This window comes from Streptomyces sp. NPDC008086, assembly GCF_042957325.1.
Lineage (GTDB): Bacteria > Actinomycetota > Actinomycetes > Streptomycetales > Streptomycetaceae > Streptomyces.
In genome coordinates this window covers 502757-522684 of the sequence record NZ_JBIBIA010000008.1, presented here as the reverse complement: position 1 = coordinate 522684, position 19928 = coordinate 502757, and the positions used below count along the sequence as shown (strand labels likewise).

Annotated in this window: 23 protein-coding genes; 11 read left to right on the top strand and 12 right to left on the bottom strand. The window is 71.4% G+C overall.

The window, feature by feature from the left end; genetic code table 11:
* Positions 1 to 17: 17 nt before the first annotated feature.
* Together ACFZBP_RS29825 and ACFZBP_RS29820 are read left to right on the top strand one after the other, a co-directional pair.
* Positions 18 to 416, top strand: coding sequence for a DUF3099 domain-containing protein (locus ACFZBP_RS29825; RefSeq protein ID WP_391417559.1), 399 nt, complete (start codon positions 18 to 20; stop codon positions 414 to 416).
* Positions 417 to 630: 214 nt separating this feature from the next.
* A complete protein-coding gene (locus ACFZBP_RS29820) occupies positions 631 to 870 on the top strand; it encodes a hypothetical protein (protein WP_391417557.1) in 240 nt (79 codons plus the stop codon).
* On the opposite strand, the gene moaA is transcribed toward ACFZBP_RS29820, so the two are convergent.
* The 3 genes from moaA to ACFZBP_RS29805 form a co-directional block, all read right to left on the bottom strand.
* Complete coding sequence (moaA, locus tag ACFZBP_RS29815) at positions 853 to 1842, bottom strand: GTP 3',8-cyclase MoaA (RefSeq protein ID WP_391417555.1); 990 nt, start codon at positions 1840 to 1842, stop codon at positions 853 to 855. The genes ACFZBP_RS29820 and moaA overlap by 18 nt on opposite strands.
* A gap of 147 nt (positions 1843 to 1989) precedes the next feature.
* Entirely contained in the window at positions 1990 to 3618 is a 1629-nt protein-coding gene (locus ACFZBP_RS29810; RefSeq protein ID WP_383445567.1) for a cation acetate symporter, read from the bottom strand.
* On the bottom strand, positions 3615 to 3971 hold the full coding sequence (locus ACFZBP_RS29805) for a DUF485 domain-containing protein (RefSeq protein WP_383445564.1): 357 nt from the start codon (positions 3969 to 3971) through the stop codon (positions 3615 to 3617). The genes ACFZBP_RS29810 and ACFZBP_RS29805 overlap by 4 nt, the downstream gene beginning before the upstream one ends.
* A gap of 373 nt (positions 3972 to 4344) precedes the next feature.
* On the opposite strand from ACFZBP_RS29805, the gene ACFZBP_RS29800 reads away from it, so the two are divergent.
* From ACFZBP_RS29800 to ACFZBP_RS29790, 3 genes are all read left to right on the top strand, one after another.
* Positions 4345 to 5880 (top strand): S8 family serine peptidase, encoded by a 1536-nt coding sequence (locus ACFZBP_RS29800; protein ID WP_391417553.1) that lies wholly within the window; start codon positions 4345 to 4347, stop codon positions 5878 to 5880.
* Positions 5881 to 5915: 35 nt separating this feature from the next.
* Entirely contained in the window at positions 5916 to 7346 is a 1431-nt protein-coding gene (locus tag ACFZBP_RS29795) for a CoA transferase (protein ID WP_391417551.1), read from the top strand.
* Between the two features lie 100 nt (positions 7347 to 7446).
* Entirely contained in the window at positions 7447 to 8454 is a 1008-nt protein-coding gene (locus ACFZBP_RS29790; RefSeq protein WP_391417549.1) for a CopD family protein, read from the top strand.
* A 58-nt stretch (positions 8455 to 8512) separates the two neighbouring features.
* Here the strand turns inward: ACFZBP_RS29790 and ACFZBP_RS29785 are convergent, their stop codons facing one another.
* Together ACFZBP_RS29785 and ACFZBP_RS29780 are read right to left on the bottom strand one after the other, a co-directional pair.
* Positions 8513 to 9556, bottom strand: coding sequence for a zinc-binding dehydrogenase (locus ACFZBP_RS29785; protein ID WP_391417547.1), 1044 nt, complete (start codon positions 9554 to 9556; stop codon positions 8513 to 8515).
* 144 nt (positions 9557 to 9700) lie between these two features.
* Positions 9701 to 10411, bottom strand: coding sequence for a VIT1/CCC1 transporter family protein (locus tag ACFZBP_RS29780; protein WP_391417545.1), 711 nt, complete (start codon positions 10409 to 10411; stop codon positions 9701 to 9703).
* Positions 10412 to 10606: 195 nt separating this feature from the next.
* On the opposite strand from ACFZBP_RS29780, the gene ACFZBP_RS29775 reads away from it, so the two are divergent.
* The 5 genes from ACFZBP_RS29775 (at position 10607) to ACFZBP_RS29755 (ending at position 15416) form a co-directional block, all read left to right on the top strand.
* Complete coding sequence (locus tag ACFZBP_RS29775) at positions 10607 to 11632, top strand: DEDDh family exonuclease (protein ID WP_391417543.1); 1026 nt, start codon at positions 10607 to 10609, stop codon at positions 11630 to 11632.
* A gap of 79 nt (positions 11633 to 11711) precedes the next feature.
* The gene (locus ACFZBP_RS29770) at positions 11712 to 11945 is read left to right on the top strand and encodes a hypothetical protein (RefSeq protein WP_062719308.1); all 234 of its coding nucleotides are present in this window, start codon (positions 11712 to 11714) and stop codon (positions 11943 to 11945) included.
* 58 nt (positions 11946 to 12003) lie between these two features.
* Complete coding sequence (locus tag ACFZBP_RS29765) at positions 12004 to 12798, top strand: SURF1 family cytochrome oxidase biogenesis protein (protein WP_391417541.1); 795 nt, start codon at positions 12004 to 12006, stop codon at positions 12796 to 12798.
* Positions 12799 to 12867: 69 nt separating this feature from the next.
* Positions 12868 to 14655 (top strand): glycoside hydrolase family 15 protein, encoded by a 1788-nt coding sequence (locus ACFZBP_RS29760; RefSeq protein WP_391417539.1) that lies wholly within the window; start codon positions 12868 to 12870, stop codon positions 14653 to 14655.
* A 5-nt stretch (positions 14656 to 14660) separates the two neighbouring features.
* On the top strand, positions 14661 to 15416 hold the full coding sequence (locus tag ACFZBP_RS29755; protein WP_391417537.1) for an SDR family oxidoreductase: 756 nt from the start codon (positions 14661 to 14663) through the stop codon (positions 15414 to 15416).
* Between the two features lie 8 nt (positions 15417 to 15424).
* Here the strand turns inward: ACFZBP_RS29755 and amaP are convergent, their stop codons facing one another.
* The 5 genes from amaP to ACFZBP_RS29730 form a co-directional block, all read right to left on the bottom strand.
* Positions 15425 to 16012 (bottom strand): alkaline shock response membrane anchor protein AmaP, encoded by a 588-nt coding sequence (gene amaP / locus ACFZBP_RS29750; RefSeq protein WP_391417535.1) that lies wholly within the window; start codon positions 16010 to 16012, stop codon positions 15425 to 15427.
* Positions 16009 to 16689 carry a DUF6286 domain-containing protein gene (locus tag ACFZBP_RS29745; RefSeq protein WP_383445530.1) on the bottom strand — a complete coding sequence of 227 codons (681 nt, stop codon included), beginning with the start codon at positions 16687 to 16689 and terminating at the stop codon, positions 16009 to 16011. The genes amaP and ACFZBP_RS29745 overlap by 4 nt, the downstream gene beginning before the upstream one ends.
* Positions 16686 to 17090: an Asp23/Gls24 family envelope stress response protein gene (locus ACFZBP_RS29740; protein ID WP_383445527.1), complete on the bottom strand. Its 405-nt coding sequence runs from the start codon at positions 17088 to 17090 to the stop codon at positions 16686 to 16688. Before ACFZBP_RS29740 ends, ACFZBP_RS29745 begins: the two co-directional genes overlap by 4 nt.
* Entirely contained in the window at positions 17087 to 17272 is a 186-nt protein-coding gene (locus tag ACFZBP_RS29735; RefSeq protein ID WP_062719301.1) for a hypothetical protein, read from the bottom strand. Before ACFZBP_RS29735 ends, ACFZBP_RS29740 begins: the two co-directional genes overlap by 4 nt.
* A 66-nt stretch (positions 17273 to 17338) precedes the next feature.
* Positions 17339 to 17818, bottom strand: a complete 480-nt coding sequence (locus ACFZBP_RS29730; protein WP_383445524.1) for an Asp23/Gls24 family envelope stress response protein — start codon at positions 17816 to 17818, stop codon at positions 17339 to 17341.
* Between the two features lie 87 nt (positions 17819 to 17905).
* Between ACFZBP_RS29730 and ACFZBP_RS29725 the strand changes: the two genes are divergently transcribed.
* A complete protein-coding gene (locus tag ACFZBP_RS29725) occupies positions 17906 to 18628 on the top strand; it encodes a nucleopolyhedrovirus P10 family protein (RefSeq protein WP_391417531.1) in 723 nt (240 codons plus the stop codon).
* Between the two features lie 11 nt (positions 18629 to 18639).
* Here ACFZBP_RS29725 and ACFZBP_RS29720 read toward each other — a convergent pair whose 3' ends face one another.
* The gene (locus ACFZBP_RS29720; protein ID WP_391417529.1) at positions 18640 to 19443 is read right to left on the bottom strand and encodes an enoyl-CoA hydratase-related protein; all 804 of its coding nucleotides are present in this window, start codon (positions 19441 to 19443) and stop codon (positions 18640 to 18642) included.
* Positions 19444 to 19574: 131 nt separating this feature from the next.
* Positions 19575 to 19793: a helix-turn-helix domain-containing protein gene (locus ACFZBP_RS29715; RefSeq protein WP_019758351.1), complete on the bottom strand. Its 219-nt coding sequence runs from the start codon at positions 19791 to 19793 to the stop codon at positions 19575 to 19577.
* Positions 19794 to 19928 lie beyond the last annotated feature (135 nt).

Sequence of the window (19928 nt, the reverse complement as noted above, 5' to 3'; positions counted from 1 at the left end):
GCGGATGGTGGAATGTGATGCGGAAGCTGCATGCGAGCGGCAACACCGAGGTGTTCCGGATCACCGGAGCCCGGGCGGGTCTCCACGATGATGTGCGCGCGCGACAGCGCCGGTACATCATCTCGATGTCGGTCCGTACGGTGTCGGTGATTCTCGCGGCCACGCTGTGGAACGTCGAACGGCACGTCGCGATCGTGGCGTTGGTCCTCGGTGCGGTGCTGCCGTATATCGCGGTGGTGATCGCGAACGCGGGGCGGGAGAATGCGCCGTCTCTGCCGTCGACGTTCGTGACCGCGCATGTGCGGCCGATGATCGCGCCGTCACGGACGAATGACGGTTTCGCGGAATCCGTCCCGGAAGATGTCGTGGGTGACTCCGCGCCGGGCGCACAAAGCAAACCCCGCGACGGGGTGTGACTTCGCGGACCGGTGCCTTCCGGAAGGCGAGTCCGCGCCAAGCTCAGGAAAAGCTCAGATCAATAGTGTTGTTCCGGTGCCGGGCGGCGGGTTACCCGTGACATACTTCGTAGGCGCTCCGCATCCCCCGTCGGAGCGACGGACCGACGCCGGGCAGCTCCCCCCGTGGCTGCTCGGCGTCGCCTTTTTGTGCGCGAATCTGTGAGACGAATCTGTGAGTGACGAGACGCCGATCTGCTCCGCCAAGGGGTGCCGTGCCGACGCCGTGTGGGTGTTGGCGTGGAACAATCCGAAGATTCATACGCCGGAGCGACGCAAGACGTGGCTCGCTTGTGAGGAGCATCGCGAGCATTTGTCGCAGTTCCTCGGAGTGCGGGGGTTTTTGAAGGACGTCGTCCTGTTGAAGGAGTGGGAAGAGGACTCCGGGGAGGGCTCCTCAACCACCGATGGCTGACATCGGCCGGTCCGGCTGGACGAACGACGGGTCGTCCAGGCCCGCGCCCGCCTTCTTGCCCCACATCGCCAGCCGCCAGATGCGGGCGATCTCCTCGTCCGGGGCGCCCGAGCGCAGAGCCGCGCGCAGGTCCGTCTCCTCGGTGGCGAACAGGCAGGTGCGTACCTGACCGTCGGCCGTCAGGCGGGTGCGGTCGCAGGCCGAGCAGAACGGGCGGGTGACGGAGGCGATCACGCCCACCACATGCGGGCCGCCGTCGACCAGCCAGCGCTCCGCCGGGGCCGAGCCGCGCTTCTCCGCGCCCTCGGCGGTCAGCTCGAAGCGGGTGCGCAAGGAGGTCAGGATGTCCCCGGCGGTGATCATGCCGTCGCGCTTCCAGCCGTGCTGGGCGTCCAGGGGCATTTGCTCGATGAAGCGCAGTTCGTAGTCGTGCTCGACCGCCCAGGCCAGCAGGTCGGGGGCCTCGTCGTCGTTCAGGCCCGGCATCAGGACCGAGTTGACCTTGACCGGGGTCAGGCCGGCTTCGCGGGCGGCGTGCAGGCCCTCGATGACGTCCTTGTGGCGGTCACGGCGGGTGAGGGTCTTGAAGACGTCCGGGCGCAGCGTGTCCAGGGAGACGTTGACCCGGTCCAGGCCCGCCGCCTTCAGGGCGGACGCGGTGCGCTTGAGTCCTATGCCGTTCGTCGTCAGGGACATCTGGGGGCGGGGCTCCAGGGCGCCGACCCGCTCGACGATGCCGACCAGGCCGGGGCGCAGCAGGGGCTCGCCGCCGGTGAAGCGGACCTCTTCGATGCCGAGGGAGGTCACCGCGATGTCGATCAGGCGGACGATCTCGTCGTCCGTGAGCAGGTCGGGCTTGGCCAGCCACTGCAGGCCCTCCTCGGGCATGCAGTAGGTGCACCGCAGGTTGCAGCGGTCGGTCAGCGAAACCCTCAGGTCGGTGGCCACACGGCCGTAGGTGTCGATGAGCACTGGGCCCCCTCCCTCGTCACGACCAGATTCAACTTCCGTCACCTGTGAGCCTACGTGACCGCACCGACAGCGACACCGGCCCGATCCCACGACGTACGACGCGGCCGCGTCGTAGGGATCTACGACGCGGCCGCTCAGGGGTGCCGCTCAGTGGGCGCCGGTGCCGGTCAGGGACCGGACCTCCAGCTCCGCGTACTTGCCGGCGTCCGGCTCTTCCTTGGACAGGACCGTGCCGAGCCAGCCCATGAGGAAGCCGAACGGGATGGAGATGATGCCCGGGTTCTTCAGCGGGAACCAGGCGAAGTCGACGTCGGGGAACATCGCCTTGGGGTCGCCGGAGACGACGGGCGAGAACAGCACCAGGCCGACGGCGACGATCAGACCGCCGTAGATCGACCACAAAGCGCCCTGGGTGGTGAACCGCTTCCAGAACAGGCTGTAGAGGATCGTCGGCAGGTTGGCGGAGGCGGCGACCGCGAAGGCCAGGGCGACCAGGCCGGCGACGTTGAGGTCGCGAGCCAGGGCGCCGAGGAGGATGGAGACGGCGCCGATGCCGATGGTGGCGAGGCGGGCGGCCCGGATCTCCTCCTTCTCGGTGGCCTGGCCCTTCTTGATCACGTTCGCGTAGATGTCGTGGGCGAACGATGACGACGAGGCCAGGGTCAGGCCGGCGACCACGGCGAGGATCGTCGCGAAGGCGACGGCCGAGATGGTGGCGAGCAGGATCGCGCCCCACGCCGAGTCCACGCCGCCCAGGTGCAGGGCGAGCAGCGGAGCGGCCGTGTTGCCTGATGGGTTGGACGCGATGATCTCGTCCTGCGAGATGAGCGCCGCGGCGCCGAAGCCGAGGGCGATGGTCATCAGGTAGAAGCCGCCGATGATGCCGATCGCCCAGTTCACGGACTTACGGGCGGCCTTGGCGTTGGGCACCGTGTAGAAGCGGATCAGGATGTGCGGCAGACCGGCGGTGCCGAGGACCAGGGCGATGCCGAGGGAGATGAAGTCCAGCTTGGAGGTGCCGGTGGCACCGTACTGGAGGCCGGGCTCCAGGAAGGCGGCGCCCTTGCCGCTGTTCTCGGCGGCCTTGCCGAGCAGGTCGGAGATGTTGAAGTTGAACTTCAGCAGGACCAGGAAGGTGATCAGGATGGTGCCGCCGATGAGGAGCACTGCCTTGACCATCTGGACCCAGGTCGTGCCCTTCATGCCGCCGATGGAGACGTACACGATCATCAGGACGCCGACCAGGGCGACGATGAGGATCTTGCCCGCGTCGGAGGTGATGCCGAGCAGCAGCGAGACCAGGACGCCCGCGCCAGCCATCTGGGCCAACAGGTAGAAGATCGACACGACGATCGTGGAGGTGCCGGCGGCGGTGCGCACGGGGCGCTGGCGCATGCGGTACGCGAGGACGTCGCCCATCGTGTAGCGGCCGGAGTTGCGCAGCGGCTCGGCCACCAGGAGCAGGGCGACCAGCCAGGCGACCAGGAAGCCGATGGAGTACAGGAAGCCGTCGTAGCCGAAGAGGGCGATGGCGCCCGCGATGCCGAGGAAGGACGCGGCGGACATGTAGTCGCCGGAGACGGCGAGGCCGTTCTGGAAGGCGCTGAAGGACCGGCCGCCCGCGTAGAAGTCGGCTGCGTCCTTGGTCTGGCGGCCGGCCCAGACGGTGATGAACAGGGTCGCGACCACGAAGCAGGCGAACAGGGTGATGATCAGCGGCCGGTGCTCGCTGGCCTCGTTCGCGGCGAGCTGCACTTGGGTCATCGCGGGGCTCATGCGTCACCCTCCATACGGGTCTTGATGGCCTCGGCCTTGGGGTCGAGCTTCGCGCCGGCGTGGCGCGAGTACCACCAGGCGATGAGGAACGTGGTGACGAACTGGGCGATACCGAAGACGAACGCGATGTTGATGTTGCCGAACAGCTTGGTGCCCATGAAGTCGCCCGCGTAGTTGGAGAGCAGGACGTACAGCAGGTACCAGGCGATGAAGGCGACGGTCAGCGGGAAGGCGAAGGAGCGGTAGGAGCGGCGCAGTTCACCGAACTCCGCACTCTGCTGCACCTCGGTGAACTCCTCGGTGGTGGGGAGTTTGTGTGTCTCTTTCGAGGGGGGCGGTGCGTCGGTAGCCACGGAGTCTCCTCGCGTTGCGGGCGCTGTTGCGACGGTGGACGGGGACGGGTCGGGGGGTGGGGACGAGTTGGGTACGGGCATGGGGCTCTGTTCCTCATGGTGACGTGGATCACCTGAGCCGGGTGGCGATGTTAGGGCCACGGCGCGTGATCCGACAGGGGGCTCGATCCTGCTCGCGCCTCCTTCCCAAGGTCACGGCGCCACGCGAGGGCCGGTTCAACCGCGAGGGCTTCTTTCCGAAGTCGCTCGGATCGGTGATTGCTGGCCCGGAAGATCACGGATAGCTTCGCTCCAGCACGAATCGTCATGTACCTGCCCGGCCGCCCATCCCTGCCTCGGGCGGGTTTCCCGTTCCGGATGATGTGGAGAACCCATGGCTCATCTGCGGTCCAGACGCCGACTCGGCCTCGCCGTACCCCTCGCCCTGTCGCTGACCGCCTCGCTCGGCTTCCTGCCGGCGGCGGCCTCGGCCGCACCGCTCGAGGAGCCGTCCGCGCAGGCCGCGGACGCGAGCGCCCTGGCGTATGTCGTCAACACCCGACCGGACCATCGCACGATCGAGTCGGTGAAGAAGGCGGTCGCGGCGGCCGGCGGCACCGTCCTGACCTCGTACGACAAGATCGGCGTGATCGTCGCCCACTCGGCGAACGCCGACTTCGCCAAGGTCATGCGCACGGTGCGCGCGGTGCAGTCGGCGGGCGCGACGCGTACGACACCCCTGACCGCCGCCGGCACCACGGACGAGGGACCCGTCCAACTGCTGACGAAGAAGCAGGCCACGAAGACCACGCGAGTGTCCGGGACGGCGGCCGACAGTGAGCCCCTCGAGGCCGACCAGTGGGACCTGCGGGCGATCGGCGCCGACAAGGCCGCCAAGATCAACCCGGGGAGTTCGAAGGTCACCGTCGCCGTCATCGACACCGGCATCGACGACACCCATCCGGACCTGGCCCCGAACTTCTCCGCGGCCCAGTCGGCGAACTGCGCCGGCGGTGTCCCGGACACCAGCGCGGGCGCCTGGCGTCCGTACAACCCGATCGAGGACTACCACGGCACGCATGTCGCGGGCGAGATAGCCGCGGCCCGCAACGGCATCGGCGTCGCCGGGGTGGCACCGGGTGTGAAGGTCGCCGGCATCAAGGTGAGCGACCCCAAGAACGGTTTGTTCTACCCGGAGAGCGTCGTCTGCGCCTTCGTGTTCGCCGCCGACCACGGCGTGGAGATCACGAACAACAGCTACTACGTTGACCCGTGGCTGTACAACTGCATGGACGACCCCGACCAGAAGGCCATCGTCGACGCGGTCAACAGGGCCCAGCTGTACGCCCAGAGGAAGGGCACGCTCAACCTGGCCTCGGCGGGGAACTCCGGCCACGACATGGACGCCGACTCCATCGTGGACGAGACCAGTCCCGACGACTCCACGCCGGTGACCCGCACGATCAACCCGCACACGTGCTTCGACGTGCCGACCCAACTGCCGGGCGTGGTCACGGTGAGCGCGACCGGGGTCAAGGACGAGAAGTCGTACTACTCGTCCTACGGTTACGGCGTCGTCGACGTCGCGGCACCGGGCGGTGACCGGAAGTTCCAGACCCCGACGGACACTCCGTCGCAGAACGGCCGCATCCTGTCGACCATGCCGAACGGCGAGTACGGCTGGCTGCAGGGCACGTCGATGGCCGCGCCCCATGCCTCCGGCGTCGCCGCGCTGCTCAAGTCCCGGTATCCGAAGGCGACTCCGGCGATGCTGCAGGCCCTCCTGAAGGCCCAGGCGGACAACCCGGGCTGCCCGGAGTCGTACGACCAGGACGGCGACGGCAAGCAGGACGCGGTGTGCGAAGGCGGCAAGAGGTTCAACGGGTTCTACGGGTTCGGCGTCGTTGACGCGCTGGATGCCGTCGACTGAATATATTGATTCAGTCAATACTGCATAGTGCAGTCATGACTGGAATCAATTTCGCCTGGTCCGCAGTGGGCGGAGATCCCGCCCTGCTCTCCCGGGTGACGACCGTGGTGCGGGAGGGCGCGCTTCAGGCGCGCCTTCCCGTGCGGGAGTTGGCGCGTGCCTGTGTAGGTGCGTGCGCGCTGGCCGCCGCGGAGCTCGGGGCGCGGCGGGCCGGGCTCGCCGAGGTGCCCGGGGTGACACTGGACGACGGGGCGGTCGCCACGGCGTTCGTGAGTGAACGGCATCTGCTGGTCGACGGGCGCGCGCCCGTGACGTTCGCGCCGCTGTCGCGCTTCTGGCGGACGGCGGACGGCTGGGTGCGGACGCATGCCAACTACCCCCATCACCGGGCCCGTCTGCTGGCCGCGCTGGGCGTGACCGAGGAGGATCCCGACGCCGTCGGGGCGGCCCTCGCCGAGCGTTCCTCGCTGGAGGTGGAGGAGGCCGTGTACGCGGCCGGCGGGCTGGCGGTGGCCCTGCGGACGCCCGCGGAGTGGGCGGCGCACGAGCAGGCGGCCACGGTGGCCCGGCGGCCGCTGGTCGAGCACGAGCGAGTGGACACGGTACGCGCGCGTGCGCTGCCGTCGCTCGACGGCACTCCCCTGCTGCCCGCCGCCGGGGTCCGCGTACTGGACCTGACGCGGGTCATCGCGGGCCCGGTCGCCACCCGCACGCTCGCGCTGCTCGGCGCGGACGTCCTGCGCGTGGACGCGCCGCAGCTGCCCGAACTGGCCGACCAGCACACCGACACGGGCTTCGGGAAGCGCTCGGCGACGCTGGACCTCGCGGCCGACCGGCGCGCCTTCGAGGAGCTGCTCGCGGCGGCGGACGTCGTCGTCACGGGGTACCGGCCGGGCGCCCTCGACCGGTACGGGCTGTCGGCGCGGGCACTGGCCGAGCGACGGCCGGGGCTGGTCGTGGCGGAGTTGTCGGCCTGGGGAGCGTACGGGCCGTGGCGCGAGCGGCGCGGGTTCGACAGCCTCGTGCAGGTCGCCACCGGAATCGCGGCGATCGAGGGGTCCGCGGGAGGGACGAGGGGCACGGCCGACGAGCCGGCCGCCATGAGCTCGCCCGGCGCCCTGCCCGCGCAGGCCCTCGACCACGGGACGGGGTATCTGTTGGCGGCGGCCGTGCTGCAGGCGCTGACCGAGCAGCTGGAGCAGGAGGAAAGCCGGGGGCGGTGCGTACGGCTGGCGCTGGCGCGTACGGCGGAGTGGCTGATGAACGGGATTGAGCCTGGCCCGGAGGAGGGCCTGGTGGACGGCGCGTACGAGGCCGACAGTGCGGCCGACACCTGGCTGAACGAGCGGGGCAGTGCGCTCGGGCGGTTGCGGTACGCCCTGCCTCCGGTGTCGTTCGCGGGCGGTCCGGTCGACTGGGCGCGGCCTCCGGGGGTCTGGGGCGCGGATCCGGCGCGGTGGGTCTGAGGTTCGAGGACCCGGCAGCCGTACCTCCGTGCGGAATGCCGCACCACCACTTGTTTTCCGGTGCTTGCCCGAGTCTGTAATGTTTTGTGAAGATCATGAGGTGACATTGACAAGACCCTCCCTTGGTGTAGCCGACGGGAGTGAACCGGGAGCGCGCCCCGGCGCCGGCCGGGCCGTCGCCGTTCTCGTCCTGGTGGCGGTGGCGGCGCTGATCCCGCTGCTCGGGCCGTCGGTCGCGCTGAACGGCACGGGGGAGGCCGCCGCGCCCGGCACCGAGGGGATCGCGCTGCTGCGTACGGTGCTGTTCGCGGCGCTGTGCGTCCCGGTGGGCGAGCGGTTCGTGAACCGGCTGGCCCGGTCCGTGCCGGGCGCTCCGACGGTCGCGCCCCGCAGCTGGGCGCCGTACACGGCCGGGGCCGGTTTCGTCGCCGCCCTGGGTCTCGCCTCGGTCGTCTCCACGGGCAACCTCGTGCCGCACAGCCTCGGGGACCTCGACGTCGGCGGCCTGTACGCGTCGCGCGACGGCAGGCTGGCGCTGCTGGAGGTCAACGCCTTCGCCGTGGCCGGGCTGTGCGCCCTCTCCCGTCGGCCCACGACCCAGCTCTGGCCGCTGGCCGCGGTCGTGGTCGCCGAGGCGTTGCGCGCGCACCCCACGACCGAGCACAGTCCGCTGCTGGGCTCAGGTCTGACGTTCGTGCACCTGGCCTGCGCGACGCTCTGGGTCGGCGGGCTGCTGCACGCCCTGCGGACGCTGCGCGGATGGGGCGTCAGGGAGACCGGGGCGGCTCTGCTCGGCCTCTACGCGCGCGTGGCGGCCGTACTGCTCGCCGCCATCACGGCGACGGGCGTGTGGAGTTCGCTGCGCCGGATGCCCTCGGACACGATCCTCCAGCAGCTCACCGAGACGGCGTACGGGCGGGCCCTGCTGGCCAAGGTGCTGCTGATGGTGGCCGTGGCCGGGCTCGCCCTGTGGGCCCGGTTCCGGCTGCGCCGGGCGGCCGACCCGCTGACCGCCTGCGCTCCCGCCCGGGCGGAGGTCGTCGCCCTCGGAGCGGTGGTCGCGGTGTCGGGGCTGCTGACGGCGCTGCCGGTGCCGATCCGCTGGTGAACCCGTCAGGTCCTCGTCGGTGAGCGCATTGAGTCCTCGGTCGGCCTGTTCCGCGGCCTCAGTTGGTGACCAGGACCTTGAGCGCGGTGCGCTGGTCCATCGCCTTGTAGCCGGCCGGGACGTCCTCCAGTCCGACGGTCAGGTCGAAGACGGGTGAGGGGTCGATCGTGCCGTCCAGGACGTCGGGCAGCAGTTCGGGGATGTACGCGCGGACGGGCGCGACACCGCCGCGCAGCGCGATGTTCCCGTCGAACATGACACTGAGGTCGAGGCCCGTGCCGCTGCCGTGCGGCACTCCGACGAAGCCGATGGCGCCGCCGTCGCGGGTGATGTTGACGGCCGTCCGCATGGACTGTTCGGTGCCGACGGCCTCGACGACGGCGTGGGCGCCCTGACCGCGGGTCAGTTCGCGTACGGCCGCCACGGCCGCGTCCCCGCGCTCGGCGACGACCTCGGTGGCGCCGAAGCGGCGCGCGATGTCCGTACGGACCTGGTGGCGGCCCAGCGCGATGATCCGCTCGGCGCCGAGCCGCTTGGCGGCGAGCACCGCGCACAGCCCGACGGCACCGTCGCCGACGACGGCGACCGTGGCGCCCGGGCGGGCTCCCGCGCCCAGGGCGGCGTGGTGGCCGGTGCCCATGACGTCGGACAGGGTCAGCAGGGCGGACAGCAGATGGTCGTCGGAGGTGGCGTCCTTGGGCAGCCGGACGAGGGTGCCGTCGGCGAACGGCACGCGCACGGCCTCGCCCTGGCCGCCGTCGGAGCCCACTGAGCCCCAGAAGCCGCCGTGCTCGCAGGAGGTGGTGAGGCCCTCTACGCAGTAGTCGCAGACGCCGTCGGACCACATGAAGGGCGCCACGACGAGGTCGCCCCGCCGCACACCGGTCACCTCGGAGCCGGTCTCCTCGACGACCCCCAGGAACTCGTGCCCGATCCGCTGCCCCGGCTGCCGTGCCGCCTCCCCGCGGTACGCCCACAGGTCGCTGCCGCAGATACACGCGCGCAGCACCCGCACCACGGCGTCGGTGGACTCCCGCACCACGGGGTCGGGCACGTCCTGCACGCGCATGTCGAAGGGGGCGTGAATGGTGGTGGCGCGCATGGCGAGGATCCTTCTCGTCTCGTGTCGTGCGTACGCCCGAGGGGGTGATCGAGCGCGCATCCCACGGTACGTCGCACTGGGCACCGGGCGCGCTCCGAGGTGCCGGGCACATCGCTGACCAGGGCGGACCGCCACCAGCAGGCATTAAGCCCCCGCCGCGTCCAGCAGCGTCCCCGCCACGTAGGTGACCCCCATGGCCAGCGCCCCGCCCACCGTGTTGCGCAGGACCGCGCGGGGCGGGGCGGCGGCGCCGAGGCGGGCGCTGCTCCAGCCGGTCAGGGCGAGGGCGGTCAGGACGGAGACGACGGTGACCGTCAGACGCCAGTCCGCCGGGGGCAGCACCATGGCCAGCAGCGGCAGCAGCGCGCCGGCCGTGAACGCCAGGAAGCTGGCCCAGGCCGCGTGCCAGGGGTTGGTCAGGTCGTCGGGGTCGATGCCGAGCTCCACGCGCGCGTGGGCCTTCAGCGCGTCCCGTTCCGTCAGCTGGACGGCCGCTTCCCGGGCCACGCCCTCGGACAGCCCGCGTCGTTCGAGCAGTCCCGTCAGTTCGTCCAGTTCCGCCTCCGGCCGCTCCCGCAACTCGCGCTTCTCCTGGGCCAGCGCGGCCTTCTCGGAGTCGCGCTGCGTGGAGACCGAGACGTACTCGCCCGCCGCCATCGACATCGACCCGGCGAGCAGTCCGGCGAGGCCGGCCGTGAGCAGGGCCGAGCGGTCGTCGGTCGCGCCGGCCACGCCGACCACGAGGCCCGCGGTGGACACGATGCCGTCGTTCGCCCCGAGAACGGCCGCCCGCAGCCAGTTCAGCCGCCCGCCCAGTGAGGCGCCGTGGGTCTCGTCATGCGTCGATTCGGTCACATGCGGAGCATCGCACCACGGGGGACATCCGGGAGGTATCGACGCTCCTGGGCGGGCGCGGGGCCATCGGCGTGCGGCAACACCGCGCGTACGGCGACCGGTTGACGGGCGGGCGTTCGTGGCGCTCGAACAGGCGGGCGGCGCAAGGCACCTGACGGCCCGGACTGTCGGTCCCGGCCCGTATCCTCAGTGACCATGCTCGAAGACCGTGCGATCGCAGCACCCTCCCCCACCGCGTGGCCGACCGCGTATCCCGAGGGATACGCGGTCGTTGACGTGGAGACCACCGGCCTGGCCCGGGACGACCGGATAATCTCCGCGGCCGTCTACCGTCTGGACGCGCGCGGCGAGGTCGAGGACCACTGGTACACGATGGTCAATCCGGAGCGCGACCCGGGCCCGGTCTGGATCCACGGTCTGACGAGCGAGGCGCTGGAGGGCGCTCCCCTCTTCCCGGACATCGCCGAGGAGTTCGCGGCCCGGCTCGACGGGCGGGTGCTCGTCGCGCACAACGCCGTCTTCGACTGGCAGATGATCGCCCGGGAGTACGCGCGCGCGGAGCGCGAGGCCCCGGTGCGGCAGCGGCTGTGCACCATCGCGCTGTCCAAGGAGCTGGGGCTGCCGCTGCCCAACCACAAGCTGGAGTCGCTGGCCGCCCACTTCGGCGTCGTACAGCAGCGCGCCCACCACGCGCTGGACGACGCGCGCGTGCTGGCGGAGGCGTTCCGGCCGAGCCTGCGGGCCGCGGCGGCGGGCAGCGTGCGACTGCCCCTCCAGGAGTGCCGACCGCTGACGGAGTGGCGGGACACGGCCACGCCCCGGATCGGGCAGCAGGCGGGCGGAAGTGGCGGTCACGGCGGCGGGTATGGCGGTGGCTACGGCAGCTACCGTCCGACCAGTTGGCGCCCGTCCCGCAAACGGCCCGCTTGCCCCTATCCCAACCCAGGTCGTTACGAAGAGGGCAAAAGGCTCAAGCAGGGCATGCGGGTCGCCTTCTCCGGGGACACGTCGGTCGAGCGCGACCTGCTGGAGGACCGCGCGATCGAGGCCGGGCTGCACGTGGCCACGAGCCTGTCCCGGCTGACCAGCCTGCTCGTCACGAACGACCCGGACGCGAGCACGTCGAAGGTGGTCAAGGCCCGCCAGTACGGGACACCGGTGATCGACGAGGCGGCGTTCGGGCAACTCCTCAGGGACGTGGAACCGGCGTCGCGGCAGTGACCGTACGGACGGGTGATTGCCGGGCGACTCGCCCCGAGCCGTCTCGCCCGGACCGCGGCGACGGCCCACGCTGTGGCGCATGGCGACATGTGAAGTGTGTGGAAACGACTACGGCATGACCTTCGAGGTGCACGCGCAGGGCGCCGTGCACGTCTTCGACTGCTTCTCCTGCGCGATCCACCGCATGGCACCCGTCTGCGAGCACTGCCGTGTGCAGATCATCGGGCAGGGCGTCGAGGTCGAGGGCCAGTGGTTCTGCGGCGCCCACTGCGCCCGCGCGGAGGGAAAGGTGGGGATCGTCGACAAGGTGTGACCTGCCCGGACCCGTACCCGCCTGAAAGCACCCCACGACCGAGTTGTACGGTCGTGGGGTGTACCGCTTCCTGTTGTCCCGGCAGTGGGTGATCCTCACGCTGGTCGCCCTGCTCCTCATCCCCACGATGATCAGGCTGGGCATCTGGCAGATGCACCGCTACGAGGAGCGCCACGCCCGCAACCAGTTGGTCGCCGACGCGCTGGGCGCGGAGCCGGTGGCGGTGGAGAAGCTGACCGCCCCGGGCCACACCGTCACCACCAAGGAGCGGTACCGCACCGTCACCGCGGTGGGCCGCTTCGACACCGGGCACGAGGTCGTCGTCAGGCGGCGCGTCAACTCCGACGAAGAGGTCGGCTTCCACGTCCTCACCCCCTTCGTCCTGGCGGACGGCAAGGTGCTGCTGGTCAATCGCGGCTGGATCCCGTCGGACGGACCCAGCCAGACGGCGTTCCCCAGGATCCCGGCGCCGCCGAGCGGCCGGATCACCGTCACCGGGCGACTGATGCCCGACGAGACGACCGAGGCCAGCGGCATCAAGGACCTCAAGGGCCTCCCCGACCGCCAGGTCATGCTGATCAACAGCGAGCAGGAGGCGCGGCGCCTCGACGCCCGCGTGCTCGGCGGCTACATCGTGCAGACCACGCCGGAGCCGAAGGGCGACACACCGGAGCTGATCGGGAAGCCCGGCGAGGAGAACGCCCCGCTGAACTACGCGTACGCCCTCCAGTGGTGGCTGTTCGCCGCGGGCGTTCCCCTCGGGTGGGTGATCCTGGCCCGCCGCGAGGCCCGTGACCGGGCGGCGGCGCAGCCGAAGCCGACGGAGGCGGAGGCCGAGCCGGCGGGCGTGTAGCCCTCCGCGCGTCACTCCCCCGGTCCCGCCCCTGATTGGCCCACCGGCCCTCGGGGAACCCGCATTTGCGTGCACCCGCGCATCGAGGACTACGCCCTCATCGGCGACGAGCAGACGGCCGCCCTGATCGGCAGGGACGGGTCCGTCGACTGGCTGTGCCTGCCCCGCTTCGACTCGGGGGCCTGCTTCGCCAGACTCCTCGGCGACGAGGACAACGGCCACTGGCGCATCGCCCCCAAGGACGCGCGGGGCCCCTGCACCCGCCGCGCCTACCGCCCCGACACCCTGGTGCTGGACACCGAGTGGGAGACCGACGAGGGCGCGATCCGCGTCACCGACCTGATGCCCCAACGCGACCGCGCCCCCGACCTCGTGCGCATCGTCGAGGGCCTCGGCGGGCGGGTCACCGTACGCAGCACCCTGCGGATCCGCTTCGACTACGGCTCGATCGTGCCCTGGGTGCGCGAGTCCGACGGACAGCGGGTGGCCGTGGCCGGCCCGGACTCGGTCTGGCTGCGCAGCGAACCCGAGGTGCACACCTGGGGCGAGAACTGCGGTACGCACTCGGAGTTCACGGTCGAAAAGGGCGAGAAGGTCGCCTTCGTCCTGACCTGGCATCCCTCGCACGAGCCGCGCCCGCCGCTCGTCGACGCGTACGACGCGCTGCACAGCAGCGTCCGGGACTGGCAGGACTGGGCCGGGTGCTGCCGTTACGACGGCCCGTACCGGGACGCCGTGGTCCGTTCCCTGATCACCCTCAAGGCCCTCACCTACCGGCCGACCGGCGGCATCGTCGCCGCCCCCACCACCTCCCTGCCCGAGGCACTGGGCGGGGTGCGCAACTGGGACTACCGCTACTGCTGGCTGCGCGACTCCACGCTCCTGCTGAACGTGGGACTGTCGGCGGGCTACCGGGAGGAGGCGGAGGCCTGGCGGGACTGGCTGCTGCGCGCGGTCGCCGGTGACCCGGCCGACCTCCAGATCATGTACGGCCTGGCGGGCGAGCGGCGGCTGCCCGAGTTCGAGGTGCCGTGGCTGTCCGGCTTCGCCGACTCCGCTCCCGTACGCATCGGCAACGAGGCCGTGACACAGCTCCAGTTGGACGTCTACGGCGAGGTCATGGACACGCTGGCCCTGGCCCGGCAGGCGGGCCTGCCCATCAAGCCGCACATGTGGGCGATCCAGTCCTCCCTGATGGAGTGGCTGGAGACGCAGTGGCGGCAGCCGGACGAGGGGCTGTGGGAGGTGCGCGGCGGGCGCCGGCACTTCGTGCACTCCAAGGTGATGGTGTGGGTGGCCGCCGACCGTGCCGTGCGCACCCTGGAGCAGAACCCGCACCTCGAGGGCGACCTCGAAGGCTGGCGGGCGATGCGCGACGAGGTCCATCGCGAGGTGTGCGAGAAGGGCTACGACGCCGAGCGGAACACCTTCACGCAGTCCTACGGCTCCCGTGAACTCGACGCGGCGCTGCTGCTCATCCCGCGTGTGGGCTTCCTGCCGCCCGACGATCCGCGTGTCGTCGGCACCATCGACGCGATCCGCGCCGAGCTCAGCCATCAGGGGTTCCTGCGGCGCTACAGCACCGACGGGACGACCGTCGACGGTCTGCCCGGCGACGAGGGCACCTTCCTGGCGTGCTCGTTCTGGCTCGCGGAAGCCCTGCACATGACGGGGCGTACGCAGGAGGCACGGGAGCTGTTCGACCGGCTGACGGGCCTGGCGAACGACGTGGGCCTGCTGTCCGAGGAGTACGACCCGGTCACCGACCGGCAGCTCGGCAACTTCCCGCAGGCCTTCAGTCACATCGGCCTGGTGAACACCGCCCTCGCCCTGTTCGGGGACGACAGGGCAGGATAGGGGCCATGGATCTTGGACTGAAGGACCGGGTGTACGTCGTCACGGGAGCCACCCGCGGCCTGGGCAACGCGGCGGCGCGTGAACTCGCGGCCGACGGGGCGAAGGTCGTGCTGACCGGCAGGGACGAGAAGCGGGCCGCCGACGCCGCCGCCGAGCTGGGGCCGAACGCGTTCGGGGTGGGCGTCGACAACGCCGACCCGGAGGCGCCCGCCCGGCTCGTCGCCGCCGCGCGGGAACGGTTCGGCGCTTTCCACGGCATCTTCATCAGCGTGGGCGGGCCGCCCGCCGGGTTCGTCGCCGACAACTCCGACGAACAGTGGCAGACGGCGTTCGAATCGGTGTTCCTGGGCGCGGTCCGGCTGGCCCGGGCCGCGGCGGCCGAGCTCGACGACGGCGGGGTCATCGGATTCGTGCTGTCGGGTTCGGTGCACGAGCCGATTCCGGGGCTGACCATCTCCAATGGACTGCGGCCCGGGCTGGCCGGTTTCGCGAAGTCCCTCGCGGACGAGCTGGGGCCGCGGGGCATTCGCGTGGTGGGTCTGCTTCCGGCGCGCATCGACACGGACCGGGTACGGGAGCTGGACGGGATGTCGGCCGATCCGGAGGCGACGCGGGCGGCGAACGAGGCGCGGATTCCCTTGCGCCGATATGGCACTCCGGAGGAGTTCGGACGTACGGCCGCGTTCCTGTTGTCCCCGGCGGCTTCCTATCTCACGGGAATCATGGTGCCGGTGGACGGCGGAATGCGACACGGATTCTGAGAGCGCCGTCAAGTCACCCTCTCCGCACGGTGTTTGACACCGCGCAGCCGGACCTCCGTCGGCAGTGCCGCGAGGCCTGCCGAATTCCGGGCGTGGGCCAGGGCCTGTGCGGTGAGGTCGTTCAGGGCGGCCCCCGGGTCCACGTGCGGTTGCAGCAGGAGGCGGGCCCGGGCCTCGGGGGCGCTGCGGCGGCCGGTCAGGTGGACCTTGGCCCGCTGGACGCCCTCCAGGCCCGCCGCCTCGCTCGCCAGGACGCCTTCCAGGGCCCGGCCCCGCAGCAGCGCCCCCTCGCCGTCGCCGGTGTCGACGAGGACCTCGGCGAGCCGGTGCCGGCGCAGGACCGAGGTCAGCCACCACAGGGCGAGCAGGACCAGGATGGCGAGCACGGCGATCACGGTCGGCCACCACCAGCCGTCGTCCCGCCAGCGCGTCCGCTCGGCGTCGCTGAGCAGCACGTCGTGCCGGCTGTCGTGGATCCACCAGGACGGCGGGTCCAGACCGAGCCCCACGGCCAGTACGGAACCGCCGATCACGAGCAGCACAAGGCCGACGAGCCCGATCAGCACCCGGTTGACCACCCTGAGCACGGCCCTCACCCCTTCCGTCCGAGCCGCCGCACGCGCACCGACAGCGAGGGCGGGCGGGACAGCCCCAGGCCCCTGATCGCGTCGGCGAGCGTGGCGTCCAGGTCGGCGCGTACCTCGTCCAGTTCGCGGAAGTGCGAGACGGCGCGGACGTCGGCGCGGCGGCGGCGTACCCGCACCCGTACCGACTGGACGCCGGAGACCTCGACGGCCCGGTCGCGCAGGACCAGGGCGGCGAGGTCGCGGTGGAGGCCGGCGCGTACGTCGGGGTGGGTGCGGCGCATCGGCAGGACGGAGCGCAGGCCGGGAGTGACGGCCAGGACGAGGAGCCAGAGGCCGAGCACGGCGGCGACGCCGGCGCCGACGAGCACCCAGATGTCGTCGAGGGGGCGCTCGGCGAGTTGGCGGGCCAGTTCCCGGCGCCAGTACATGGGCGGCCGGTCGGCGCGCACGGAGGCGATGTCGTACAGGAAGAAGCCCGCACCGAGCGCCAGCACCAGTGCCGTGATCGCGGCCGGGACACGCCGGGCCGACCAGAAGCGGCCGTCGCCGCGGCCCTTGTCGTCGACCAGGGGCGGGGGGTCGTAAGCGGCCGCGGACGCCGACTGGTCGAGGGGGTCGGGGCCGGTCTCCTTCTCGATGACCGGCAGTCGTTGTGTGGTGCCTTCGGAACCCTGGGACTCGCTCATCGCGTCCTCCCTGCCGCGCCCTGCCCGCGCGCCGGGTGCAGCCGCTCCACGTGCACGGCGACCTCCGGCACCTCCATGCCCACCAACGCGCCTACCCGCTCCACGACATGCCGACGCACGGTGGCGCACCGGGAGCCGATGTCGCAGGGGTAGTCCAGTTCGACATGGACGCGGACCCGGGCGGCGTCGACGGGCGTGCCGTCCCCGGCCTGCGGCCGGACGACGACATCGGCGTACGGCCGGGCGGCGTCCTCGGGCAGCCGGCCGACCGCCTCGCGCGCGGCCTGTGAGGCGATCTTCGCCACGACCCGGTCGGCGATCCGGGTCGCCCCGCGCTCACCGGGTGGGACGGCGTACGGCGCTCTGCCGAGTTCCGTGGCCCCACCGCTCACCGACGTCACCGCCGCCGTTCGTCACGCTGCCGGAAGAAGTCACCGAGCTCCCAGTCCCCCTCCAGGAACCGCCCGGTGACGAAACCGACGGCACCCAGGGCCGCCACCAGCAGGAAGGCGCCGAATCCGCCGAAGTACCCGGCGAATCCCAGTGCCATGCCGGCGATCATGCCGACCACGGCCATGCTCATGATGCGCTCCTCAGCTCATCGCTCCCTGGTAACTCCCGGCCACCGCGTCGTCCGGCCGCCGGCGCGTCACTGGATCCGGCGCTCCGGTTCCTCTTCCTCTTCCTCGGGCAGCTTCACATCACTCACCGCGATGTTGACCTCGACGACTTCGAGACCGGTCATCCGTTCCACGGCGGTGATCACGTTCTCGCGTACGTCCCGGGCGACGTCGGCGATGGAGACGCCGTACTCGACGACGATCTCCAGGTCGAGCGCGGCCTGTACCTCGCCGACCTCGGCCTTCACCCCGCGCGTCACCGACTTCGTCGTCCCGCCCGGCACCCGGTCGCGTACGGCCCCGAAGGTCCGCGAGATTCCGCTGCCCATGGCGTGCACGCCGTCCACATCGCGTGCGGCCATCCCGGCGATCTTCTCCACGACGCCGTCCGCGATGGTCGTCCGGCCCCGGGCTCCCGGGTCTCCCCCGCCGCGCTTGGTGACCTGGGTCCTGCGTGAGGTGGCGGCCTCGGCCTCGGTCCCCCGGTTCTGGTCCGTCGTCTCAGTCATGGCCGTTCGTCCTTTTCGGTTGCGGTCCCTCGACCACCGTAAGCACGCTTGCGCGATCGCGCCCGAGGGATGGGGCAGGCTGGAGGAATGACGACAGCTGATCGGTGGACGCAGACGGTGCGGCAGCAGTTGGGGCTCGGCAGACTGCTGCCTCTGGGCGGCGCCCGCGACGGCGCGTGGATCTCCGAGTGGGCGGCCGCGGCGGCGCTGCGGCGCGCGGCCGAGGGCATGCGCGGGGTACGGCTGGACGCGCTCCGGATCGCCCTGGCCGACCCGGAGGAGACGTACGAGGCCGCCGTACCGCCGCCGCCGAGCGCGCTGCCGCCGGGCCCGCTGCGGGTGACGGCGGACGTGGCGACGACGGCGGCCGAGGCGCTGCCGGTGACGGCGGACCGGCTGCGGGGGCTGCTGGCCGCCACGGCCACGGAACGCCTGGGCCTGACCGTGACCGAGGTGGACCTGCGGGTGACGGAACTGCTCGACGAGGACGCCGGACCCGCTGCCGTCCGGCAGCCGGAGCCGACGCGGGCCGCCGAGCCCGGGAACCCCGACGAGGAGCGCGTCGCCGCCGTGACCCTGGCGGTGCCGGGGGTCACCCGACTGACGGGCGTCCTGGGCGGGGCGAGCCGGGCGGTGCACATCGAGGAACGGCAGGACGGGACGGCCCTGCCGCGCCGGCATGTGCGGGTGGAGCTCGCGGTGAGCGCGGACCACCGGGCCGTGGAAGTGGCCCGGCAGGTCCGTGCGAGGGTGCACGAGGCACTGTTGGATCACCCGACGGTGGCCGTACTGGTCACGGCCGTCGGTTGATCGGCGCGGCGCTATTCGCCGAGGCCCGCCAGGTCCCTCAGCCGACGCGCCTGCGCGGCCCGCTCGGCACCGCGCTGCTCGTCGTAGGTGCGGTCCACAGCACCGCGCAGCAGCGCCTTGGTCTCGATCACCGCGTCCCGCGGCGCGGCCACGATCGCGCCCGCCAGATCCCGCACGGCGTCGTCGAGCTGGTCGACGGGCACCGCGAGGTTGGCCAGTCCGCTGCTGACGGCCTCCTCGGCCGTCACGAAGCGGCCCGTGACGCAGATCTCCAGCGCGCGGCCGTATCCGACCAGCCCGACCAGCGGGTGGGTACCCGTCAGGTCCGGCACCAGCCCGAGGCTGGTCTCGCGCATGGCGAACTGCACGTCGTCCGCGACGACGCGCACGTCACAGGCGAGCGCGAGCTGGAATCCCGCACCGATGGCATAACCCTGTACGGCGGCGATGGACACGACGTCGTTGCGCCGCCACCAGGTGAAGCCCTCCTGGAACTCGGCGATGGCAGCGTCGAGTTCACCGTCGCTGCTGCGCGCCAGCTCGATGAACGAGGGCTCGCCCTCGATCCCGTCGGGCGTGAACATCTGCCGGTCGAGGCCGGCGGAGAAGGACTTGCCCTCGCCGCGCAGCACGACGACCCGCACGCTGCCCGGCACGGCGCGCCCGGCCTCGGCGAGCGTCCGCCACATGGCGGGGCTCTGTGCGTTGCGCTTGGCCGGGTTGGTCAGCGTCACCGTGGCGATAGCGCCGTCGACGACGAGCCGTACGCCGTTCTTGTCGAGCAGGGGTGCGTGTTCCTGGTCGGGCGAAGCCATGGGGCGCCTCCGATGAGTGCGGTCATCATGGGATGCCCGGAGGGCACCCCCTAAGTGACTGCACAGTAACCACCCGGTCGATCAGCCGACCGACCGGGTGGTCACCATCGAAGCCGATGGGCCGCCCGCGATCAGCCTGCGGCCTTCTTGCCTCGTGTCGCGCCGCCACGCCCACGAAGCGTGACGCCGGACTCGCTGAGCATCCGGTGAACGAAGCCATACGAGCGGCCGGTTTCCTCGGCCAGCGCCCGGATGCTCGCACCGGAGTCGTACTTCTTCTTCAGGTCTGCCGCGAGCTTGTCGCGCGCGGCGCCGGTTACCCGGCTGCCCTTCTTCAGAGTCTCGGCCACCCGTGCCTCCTCATGGGAAGTGCGCTCTGGTCTCCTCATGATCACCCCTCCGGGCCTTCATGGCCACCCATTCGGCAAGGTCCGTGAGACAAGGTTTTGACGACAGGAGCACATCCCCACAAGCGGAATAGGGGA

Coding starts and splice junctions, on each gene's coding strand:
- ACFZBP_RS29825 (WP_391417559.1), top strand. CDS start 18: ATGCGGAAGCTGCATGCGAGCGGCAACACCGAGGTGTTCCGGATCACC.
- ACFZBP_RS29810 (WP_383445567.1), bottom strand. CDS start 3,618: ATGAGCCCCGCGATGACCCAAGTGCAGCTCGCCGCGAACGAGGCCAGC.
- ACFZBP_RS29800 (WP_391417553.1), top strand. CDS start 4,345: ATGGCTCATCTGCGGTCCAGACGCCGACTCGGCCTCGCCGTACCCCTC.
- ACFZBP_RS29795 (WP_391417551.1), top strand. CDS start 5,916: ATGACTGGAATCAATTTCGCCTGGTCCGCAGTGGGCGGAGATCCCGCC.
- ACFZBP_RS29785 (WP_391417547.1), bottom strand. CDS start 9,556: ATGCGCGCCACCACCATTCACGCCCCCTTCGACATGCGCGTGCAGGAC.
- ACFZBP_RS29775 (WP_391417543.1), top strand. CDS start 10,607: ATGCTCGAAGACCGTGCGATCGCAGCACCCTCCCCCACCGCGTGGCCG.
- ACFZBP_RS29770 (WP_062719308.1), top strand. CDS start 11,712: ATGGCGACATGTGAAGTGTGTGGAAACGACTACGGCATGACCTTCGAG.
- ACFZBP_RS29755 (WP_391417537.1), top strand. CDS start 14,661: ATGGATCTTGGACTGAAGGACCGGGTGTACGTCGTCACGGGAGCCACC.
- ACFZBP_RS29745 (WP_383445530.1), bottom strand. CDS start 16,689: ATGAGCGAGTCCCAGGGTTCCGAAGGCACCACACAACGACTGCCGGTC.
- ACFZBP_RS29735 (WP_062719301.1), bottom strand. CDS start 17,272: ATGAGCATGGCCGTGGTCGGCATGATCGCCGGCATGGCACTGGGATTC.
- ACFZBP_RS29730 (WP_383445524.1), bottom strand. CDS start 17,818: ATGACTGAGACGACGGACCAGAACCGGGGGACCGAGGCCGAGGCCGCC.
- ACFZBP_RS29725 (WP_391417531.1), top strand. CDS start 17,906: ATGACGACAGCTGATCGGTGGACGCAGACGGTGCGGCAGCAGTTGGGG.
- ACFZBP_RS29720 (WP_391417529.1), bottom strand. CDS start 19,443: ATGGCTTCGCCCGACCAGGAACACGCACCCCTGCTCGACAAGAACGGC.